The sequence below is a fragment of the Streptomyces africanus genome (assembly GCF_002150735.1).
GTDB lineage: Bacteria > Actinomycetota > Actinomycetes > Streptomycetales > Streptomycetaceae > Streptomyces > Streptomyces africanus.
In genome coordinates, this window is sequence record NZ_MUKA01000126.1 from 42004 (window position 1) to 48363 (window position 6360).

At 73.6% G+C, this 6360-nt stretch carries 5 protein-coding genes; all 5 read left to right on the top strand.

The genetic code is table 11. The annotated features are described in order from the left end of the window. Nucleotides 1–94 precede the first annotated feature (94 nt). The gene (locus CCL05_RS46240) at nt 95–2764 is read left to right on the top strand and encodes a hypothetical protein (protein WP_244204312.1); all 2670 of its coding nucleotides are present in this window, start codon (nt 95–97) and stop codon (nt 2762–2764) included. A gap of 146 nt (nt 2765–2910) precedes the next feature. Beyond that, a complete protein-coding gene (locus CCL05_RS17975) occupies nt 2911–3822 on the top strand; it encodes an ABC transporter ATP-binding protein (protein ID WP_086561517.1) in 912 nt (303 codons plus the stop codon). Continuing rightward, nucleotides 3819–4559, top strand: coding sequence for an ABC transporter permease (locus tag CCL05_RS17980; protein ID WP_086561518.1), 741 nt, complete (start codon nt 3819–3821; stop codon nt 4557–4559). The genes CCL05_RS17975 and CCL05_RS17980 overlap by 4 nt, the downstream gene beginning before the upstream one ends. Then, nucleotides 4556–5722 carry a sensor histidine kinase gene (locus CCL05_RS17985; RefSeq protein WP_086561519.1) on the top strand — a complete coding sequence of 389 codons (1167 nt, stop codon included), beginning with the start codon at nt 4556–4558 and terminating at the stop codon, nt 5720–5722. Before CCL05_RS17980 ends, CCL05_RS17985 begins: the two co-directional genes overlap by 4 nt. Then, nucleotides 5719–6333: a response regulator transcription factor gene (locus tag CCL05_RS17990; RefSeq protein ID WP_086561520.1), complete on the top strand. Its 615-nt coding sequence runs from the start codon at nt 5719–5721 to the stop codon at nt 6331–6333. The genes CCL05_RS17985 and CCL05_RS17990 overlap by 4 nt, the downstream gene beginning before the upstream one ends. Nucleotides 6334–6360 lie beyond the last annotated feature (27 nt).

The following is a 6360-nucleotide window of genomic DNA, read 5'->3' on the forward strand; positions in this document are numbered from 1 at the left end:
ATACGGGTGAGAAGTGGCCAGTATGGTGGTGCGCGCCGCCGAGCTGCCCGCGTGAGGTTGTGTCGGGCGGCGGAGCCAACCGGGAGAACCTGCCTTGAGTCGTGAAACTGACACTCCGTCCTCCGGGCCCAACGGGCGCGGCGGAGCCGCCTACCCGTCGGGTACGCCGCCGTACGGGACCCCGACGGTCTCCGACGGCGGTACGGAAGCGGGCCGTTCGGCCACGCGGCCGGAGGAACGCAAGACCGAGACCACGCTGACGACCCGCATCCGGATCAACATCCCCGGGTCACGGCCCATTCCGCCGGTGGTGGTGCGCAAGCCCGTCGCGGACGCGGAGGGCTCCGGCGACACCACGAGCGGTTCCAGCGCGGGAACGGGCAGCGAAGCGACGTCTCCGGGCGCCGCCACGTCCAGGGGCACCGGCACGGTCGAGCCCTCCGCCGAGCCCGGCCAGTCGGGTCAGTCGGGCCAGTCCGGCGACGACAAGCCGACCAGTGACTGGTTCGCGCCCCGCAAGTCCGGCTCGGGCAAGCCCGGTCAGGGCGGCGGCTCCACCAACGGGGCCGGACTGCCGGGCGGTTCGGGCCCGGCGGCGGGTGGTCCCGCTGACACCCGGTCGGGCGGCCCCGCCGCGGGTGCGTCCGGCGCGAGTGGTTCCGGTGCCGGGCGGCCCGGAGGCGTGGTCGGTTCCATGAGCAGGCCGGGCGGCTCCCGGCCCGGCGGCACGAACGGTGCGGGGCTTCCCGGCGGGGCGACCGGCGGCCCCGTCGCGCCCGGGCACGGCGGCGGCACGGGTTCCTTCGACGTCACCGAGGCACTGGCGGCGGGCCCGCTCGGCAACGGTTCACGTCCGGCCCCGGGCGGTGACGGCGGCGAGACGCGCCGCGACGACCTGCCGTACTTCTCGGAGAACGACCGCCTCGGCCAGGGCGGCCAGAACGGCTACGGCGGCGAGGGCGCTCCCCACGGCTACGGCGACGCGGGCGGCCCCGGCCCGCAGGGCCCGGCCGGCCCGACGGGCGGTCCGGTCACCGGCGACGGCCCGATGGCCCCACCGGCCGGCGGCCCTGGCGGCTTCAACGAGCAGGGTGGCTTCGAACAGGGCGGCCCCGGCGGGCCTGGCGCTTTCGACGAGCCCGGCCGCTCCGGCGGCCCCGGCGGCTTCAGCGAGCCCGGTCGCTCGGGCGGCCCCGGCGGTTTCAACGAGCAGGGCGGCCCCGGTGGTCCCGGCGCCTTCAATGAGCCCGGCAGGCCCGGTGGTCCCGGCGCCCCGGGCGGCTTCGACGAGCCCGGCCGCCCTGGGACGCCCGGCGGCGGCCCCGGCGCCCCAGGCGCCTTCACCGACCCCGGCCGTCCGGGCGGCCCCGGCGCACCTGCCGGCCCCGGAGCCATAGGCGGCCCCGTCGGCACGGGCGGACCCGGAGGACCCGCCGGTACGGCCAAGCCCGGCCGCCCTGGCGCCCCCGGAGGCCCTGGCGCCCCCGGAGGTCCTGGTGGCCCCGGCGGCGCCCCCGGCACCGCCGCTCCCACCGGTCATGGCGCCGCGGGCCACGGCCCCGGCGGCGGGATGAGCGACGACACCGCCATCCTCACCCCGCAGAAGCCGGCCCCCGAGCCGCCGGACGGCCAGGGCTACGGCCCCCGGCACGACAACGTCTCCGGGCACACCGTCACCAGCGGTATCCCGGTCGTACCGCCCGGCGCGGCCTCGTCGTTCGGTCCGGGCGCGCCCGGTGACGGCCCGGTGCCCCACACGGCCCCGAAGCTGCCCGAGCCGGTCTCCCCGCCCCCGGCGAGCTCCTCGAAGGCGCCGAAGAGGAAGGGGCGCAACAAGCTCGTGCTGCTCGCCGCCGGCCTGGTGGTCGTGGCCGGTGGCGTGTACGGCGCCGGACTGCTGATGAACCGCACCGACGTGCCCAAGGGCACCACCGTGCTCGGCGTGGACATCGGCGGCACCACCCGCGACGGCGCGGTCAAGAAGCTCGGCGACGCCTTCGACGACAGTGTGGGCAAGCCGCTGAAGCTGTCGGTGGACGGCAAGACGGTGTCCCTCGACCCGGACAAGGCGGGTCTCCAGTTCGACATGGACGCCACGGCCGACGCGGCGGCGAAGAGCGACTACAACCCGGTCTCCGTGATCGGCTCGCTCTTCGGCAACCACCGTGTCGTCACGCCCGTCATGCCCGTCGACGAGGAGAAGCTGCACGCCTCCCTGGAGGGCGTGGCGGGCGGCTCCGGCGCGTCGACCGACGGCACGATCAAGTTCGAGGGCGGCAAGGCCGTCCCCGTGTACGGCAAGACGGGCAAGGGCATCGACGTCGCCAAGTCGACCGCCGCGGTCGAGGAGGCGTACCGCACCCAGGTGGAGACCGGCACCCCCGGCACGGTGAACCTGCCGACCACCACCCGGCAGCCGACGGTCTCGAACGCCGAGGTGGACCGGGTGCTGAAGGACTTCGCGCAGCCCGCGATGTCGGCCAAGGCCATCGTGCAGACCGACGCGGCGCACAGCATTCCGTTCGGCGCGCTGTCGCTGCCGAAGATCCTCAGCTTCAAGGCCGTCGACGGCAAGCTCGTGGACACGTACAACCTCAAGGCCCTCCAGGAGGCGTACGGCACCACGTTCGACGGCGTGAAGATCGAGGGCGCGAGCGGCAAGCGCGACGTCACGCCGCAGGACGTCGTCACCGCGCTGCGCAAGGCCCTGCGCGGCAAGACGCCGGCGGAACGCACCGCGGTCATCGACACCACCCCGAACTGACCGCCGGCCGCCCGGCCGCACGAAGCCCCTGCCCACACCGGACAGGGGCTTTCGTCGCTGTCACCCGAGCGGCATGACATCTGTCACGCGCCACTCCGGACGCCCGACACTGCCCCCGCCCCGACCCCCGAAGCCACGATGTCCGTATGACAACGACAGCTTCGGTGGTCGCGTTCGACCAGGTGAGCAAGGCATACGACGCCGTCCGGGCGGTGGACGGACTGACCCTGGCCCTGCGCCCAGGGGAGACCGTGGCGCTGCTGGGCCCCAACGGCGCCGGCAAGTCCACCACCCTCGACCTGCTCCTCGGCCTCAAGAAGCCCGACAGCGGCACGGTCCGCCTCTTCGGCACCAGCCCCCGGGACGCCATCGTCGCCGGGCGCGTGGGCGCCATGCTGCAGAGCGGCGGGCTGATGGACGAGGTCACCGTCGCCGAACTCGTACGGCTCGCCTGCGATCTGCACCCGAAGCCGTACCGGCCCTCCGAGGTCCTGTCCCGCGCGGGCATCGAGCAGATCGCCGACCGCAAGGTCAACAAGCTCTCCGGCGGCCAGGCCCAGCGCGTCCGCTTCGCCCTCGCCACCGCCGGCGACAGCGACCTGATCGTCCTGGACGAGCCCACCACCGGCATGGACGTCACCACCCGCCAGGCCTTCTGGGCCACCATGCGCGAGCAGGCCGACCAGGGCCGGACCGTCCTCTTCGCCACCCACTACCTCGAAGAGGCCGATGCCGTCGCCGACCGGGTCCTCGTCCTGCACCGGGGCCGGCTCCTCGCCGACGGCACGGCCGCCGAGATCAAGGCCAAGGCGGGCGCCCGCCGCATCTCCTTCGACCTCGCGGACACCGTCGACGAGGCCGCCCTGCGCGGCCTGCCCTTCCTGACCTCCCTGACGGTCTCCGGCCCGACCGTCCGCATCCAGTCCACGGACGCCGACGCCACCGTCCACGCCCTGTACGGCCTCGGCGTCTACCCCCGCAACCTCGAAGTCGCCGGGCTCGGCCTGGAGCAGGCCTTCGTCGCCATCACGACCGCCGAGGAGGCGAAGTCGAAGTGAACAGCCTGATCAAGCTGGAACTCACCCGCGCCCTGCGCAACCGCAAGTTCCTGTTCTTCTCCGTGATCTACCCGTCGGTCCTGTTCCTGATCATCGCGGGCAACGCCGACAGCACCACGAAGGTCCCCGGCAGCGCCCTGACCCTCCCGACCTACATGATGGTCTCCATGGCCTCCTTCGGCGCCCTCACCGCCGTCCTCATGGGCAACAGCGAACGCATCGCCAAGGAGCGCGAGGGCGGCTGGGTACGGCAGCTGCGCCTGACGACGCTGCCGGGCCGCGGCTACGTCCTCGCCAAGACCGCGAGCGCCGCCGTCGTCAGCCTGCCGTCCATCGTCATCGTCTTCGCCGTCGCGGCGGCCGTGAAGGACGTACGCCTGGACGCCTGGCAGTGGCTCGCCCTCACCGGCGCGATCTGGGCCGGCAGCCTCGTCTTCGCCGCGCTCGGCGTCGCCCTCGGCTACCTCGCCAGCGGCGACGCGGTCCGCCCGATCACCATGATCACCTACTTCGGCCTGTCGATGCTCGGCGGCCTGTGGATGCCGACGACGACCTTCCCGGGCTGGCTCCAGGACATCGCCGAGTGGCTCCCCACGCACGCGTACGCTGCCCTGGGGCAGGCCATCGAGCAGAGCCGCGCCCCGCACGTCCAGGACCTCGCAGTCCTCGTCGTGTCGTTCGTCCTGTTCGCGGGCGGCGCGGCCTGGCTGTACCGGAAGGACACCTTGAAGGCGTGAGCGGCGTCGGGTTCGGCATCGGGCAGCGCCCGGTGAACCGCAGGCAGCGGATGGTGAAATCGCTGTGGACCGGCATCTGGCTGGTCTACCTGAGCGCACCCGTCACCGACCTGCTGCACGGCGGCCACAGCACGGGCGTCCGCGTCCTCGGCTGGATCGGCCTGGCCGCCTTCGTCACCTGGTACATGCTGCTGGTCTTCCGCACCGGCCGGGGCGAGCGCAACGGCCTGGTCCTCGGCTCGCTCGCGGTTCTCGCCGCCCAGTCCGCGCTCCTCGCCCTCAGCCTGGGCCGCGAGTGGCTGGTGCTGTTCGTGTACGTCTCGATCGCGTCCGGGGCGGCCCTGCCCCTGCGCATGGCCCGCTGGACCATCCCGGCCGCGTGCGCGCTGCTGACCGCCGTCGCGCTCGCGGTGCCGGGCGGCCGGTCCTACCTGGCGAGCCTGCTGATCCCGGCCCTGCTCGGCGGCTTCGCGATGACCGGCGTACGCGAACTCGTCCGCACCACCATCGCGCTGCGCGAGGCTCGCGCCACCGTCGCCCAGCTCGCCGCCAACGAGGAGCGCCTGCGCCTCGCCAGGGACCTGCACGACCTGCTCGGCCACTCCCTCTCCCTGATCACGCTCAAGAGCGAGCTGGCCGGCCGCATGCTGCCCGACCAGCCCGGCAAGGCGGCCCAGCAGGTCGCCGACATCGAGCAGGTCAGCCGCCAGGCCCTGGTCGACGTACGCGAGGCCGTCACCGGCTACCGCCGCCCCCGTCTCAGCGCCGAACTCGCCGGTGCCCGGGTCGCCCTGACCGCGGCCGGTGTCACCGCCGACCTGCCCGGCGAACCGGACCTCACCGGTGTCCCCGAGGAGAGCGAGTCCGCCCTCGCCTGGGCGCTGCGCGAGGCCGTCACCAACGTCGTACGGCACAGCGGCGCCCGCCGCTGCGCGGTCGAGCTGCTGCACCGCCAGACCCTCGACGGCCCGGTGCTCGAACTCGCCGTCGAGGACGACGGATCGGGCGGCCCGGGCGACGGCCACGGCAACGGCCTCACGGGCCTCACCGAACGCCTCACCAAGGCGGGCGGCACCCTGGAGGCGAGCCCGCTCAAGCATGGCTTCCGCCTGGTCGCCCGCGTGCCCTCGGCCGGACCGGCGGACGTAGGATCCCCGGCATGAGCCGCACGATCAAGGTCCTGCTCGCCGAGGACCAGTCGATGGTCCGCGAGGCCCTGGCCGCCCTGCTCGGCCTGGAGGAGGACATCGAGGTCGTCGCCCAGGTGGCCCGCGGCGACGAGGTCCTGGGCGCGGCCCGCGAACACGCCGTCGACGTGGCCCTCCTGGACATAGAGATGCCCGGCGCCACGGGCATCGAGGCCGCGGCCCGCCTCCACGCCGACCTCCCGCACATCAAGCTGGTGATCCTCACCACCTTCGGCCGCCCCGGCTACCTCCGCAGCGCCATGGAGTCCGGCGCCGACGCCTTCCTGGTCAAGGACGCCCCCGCAGCCCAACTGGCCGAGGCGATCCGCAAGGTCCTCACCGGCGAACGCGTCATCGACCCCACCCTCGCGGCAGCGGCCCTGGCGGAAGGCGCCAACCCCCTCACGGAGCGGGAACGAGAAGTCCTCCGAGCAGCGGCAGACGGCTCCACCAACGCGGAACTGTCCAAAACCCTGCACCTCTCCCAGGGCACGGTCCGCAACTACCTCTCCACGGCCATCCAGAAACTGGCAGTGAGAAACCGAGCGGAGGCGGTCCGAGCAGCCCGTGAAAAAGGCTGGTTGTAAACCGACTCTTTCAGGGGCGCGGGGAAC

Excerpts from the sequence above, each read along its gene's own strand:
- CCL05_RS17975 (WP_086561517.1), top strand. The coding sequence starts at position 2,911 with ATGACAACGACAGCTTCGGTGGTCGCGTTCGACCAGGTGAGCAAGGCA.
- CCL05_RS17990 (WP_086561520.1), top strand. The coding sequence starts at position 5,719 with ATGAGCCGCACGATCAAGGTCCTGCTCGCCGAGGACCAGTCGATGGTC.